A 2340-nucleotide genomic window follows, 5' to 3' on the forward strand; every position below is an offset into this window, starting at 1 on the left:
GAGCAGACAGGCTGCTCATCTGCTGAACTCGTCCCGCCCCGGTCAACAGTGCAACCCCCACGATTTCCACACCGCCACCCAACACCCCCAGCATGCTGCCGTACAGCGCCAGCCTGGCTTCCGGCGCTTTGCTGCCCAATGTTCGCTCCACCTCTTGGAAATTCTTCTTCATCGAGTCGTTGAGCAGGTAAAACCCGCCCAGTGCCAGCAACAATTGGCCGCTACCGGCGCTCCCGCGCAGGCCGGTGAAGCCGGTGCGGACCCAGTCGGCCGCCTGCCGAGCAGGCACCTTGAGGCCTTGCAGCGCCATGCGAGCCCGTGAATCCAGGCTGCCGACGCCCACGGTGATGTCCTGAAGCAGAGCGTGGGCGCTGACTCCCGCCCGATCTGCGTTCGATGCGGCCTCACGCATCAGGTCGTGCCGGAGCGTGTCCGCGTCGCCCTCCACCCAGACCGTGACACTGATCATCTGGTTGGCCACCTTGGGATCCAGCACGGCCAGGCTCAGCAGGCCGGTCCGGATCAGTGGAACAACCTTGTGGTGCACTTTCTGCGCCTGGTAATCCACCTCGCCCATGGCGTCCATGATGCCTTTTTCGCTCCGGCCGAAAGCCTCGTACGCCTGGCTTTGCAGAGTGCGCAGGCGTTCGCATTGCAAGGCGTAGTACTCGCTGAGCTTCATCCTGACCTTGAGCTCGGTCAGGTGAATACCGTTGTGCAACAGTTGGGTGGCGCTGTTGAGGCGTGACACCGCGCGCGCAATGCCTGGCCCCAGCACGGGTTGCAGCCGGACGCTGGCGGCGTTGAGCGCGCCGAGGAGGTGAGCCATGGCCTCCTGCAGATGAGGCTGGATGTAACGAATGGCTTCGTCGCTGCTCAGGGCCTTGGTCACGGCCGAGTAGAGCTTTTCGCTGTCGCCCCAGTCCAGGTCGCCGGTCACGCTGAAACTGGGCAACAGGCCTGCCAGCAGGGATTTTTCCCGCAGCAGTAACGCGCGATAAATGGGGCTTTGCGGATCGTTCAACCAGTGTTGCCACAGCATGGCCGTGGGCCCGTTATCCGGCGCGGGCGCGTTTTCATCTGTGACGGGCGGCGCTTCACTGATACCGCCGCGCAGGCACAGCGCCATGGTTTGGCTGTAGGCCAAGGCAGAGGGGAAATGGGTGCCGTCATAGTCATGCTGCTCGATGCGCCTGAACGACGCGCTGGCGCAGAGCTGCGCATAGAGCCTCGCGCAGCCATCGATATGGCGCTGGTAGTCTGCCAATTGCTGCTGATAGCTGCTTTCGAACGAGGCGCGATCCGTCTCGCTGTAGCGTTGCTCCAACGATGCGTTGTATTCCCGGATTCTCTGCTGGACAAGGCGCTGACGCTCTACTTCGGGGCTGACAAAGGTCGGTGGGCCATCGCCGGTCATCGGCTCAAACGAAGCGGTTTGCTGTTCGGCCCATAAGGTGTGCATGTCGCGAATGGCCAGGAGCAAGTCTGACGTTTGGCGTTTATAGGCCGTCATGGGCTCATCGATGTAGCGCTGACGGGCCTCGATCCACACAGTGCGCAAGTGGTTGTACTGTTGAACCAGGCCCACCGTGTCATCGAGCACCAAGGCGAGCACACCTTGCTTGAGCGCCTGCTGCTCGATCGTGTCGCGCAGGAAGTTTTTCAGTGTTTTTACACGGGTCATGCGGCTATGGAAGCCATGGACACTGTCCAGTGGGCCGACGGGCTGTTGTCGCTGGTACTCCTGCACCTGCTGGTTCACACGGGGATGATCGGCGGTCATCACCAGCGCATCCTCGATACCCTCGGGGTTGTCTCGTGCTGCCAGCAGGTCAAGTTTGCGAAAGCGTTCCTGGTGACGACCTGATTTGTAGGCATCCAGCACGCTGCGAGGCCAAGGGTCACTGGCAAATGCCAGCCAGGCCTGGGTGTATTCGTGAGTATCGATGTTCAGGAAAGACGCCGGAGCATCATGCCCGCCCGAGGTGCAGGCCTCGCTTAACAAGCTTTCGTTGGCCGCGGGTGGCGCATAGGGGTTGAATTGGCGCAGATAGCCATCCGGCGTGACCTGATAGGCCTGCCACACCCGTTGATCGAGCAGCACGTACAGATAACCCGCGCGCAAGGTGCGCAAGCCCATGCGTGTGTGGGACAACGCAGCCGAGTCTTCCGATGATCGTGGGACCACGGCGTGACGCAGTGGAAGGATGGGCAAACCTCGGCGTGTGCAGACATTGCACTGATCCACTGGGAGGCAGGTCTCGGCAATGACATTTTCCAGCTGTGAGCTCAAGTTCATCGGTGTGCTCCTGCGGTCAAATCCGACACGATCCTTTGCCA

1 protein-coding gene is annotated in these 2340 nt (G+C 61.5%); it reads right to left on the bottom strand.

Features of this window, described 5'->3' with window-relative positions; genetic code table 11:
• Window positions 1–2299: T6SS effector BTH_I2691 family protein (locus ACRESJ_RS29580; protein WP_431761050.1), on the bottom strand; the 2299-nt coding region annotated here is incomplete at its 3' end.
• Window positions 2300–2340: the final 41 nt, after the last annotated feature.

It is taken from the genome of Pseudomonas sp. (assembly GCF_050739655.1).
GTDB lineage: Bacteria > Pseudomonadota > Gammaproteobacteria > Pseudomonadales > Pseudomonadaceae > Aquipseudomonas.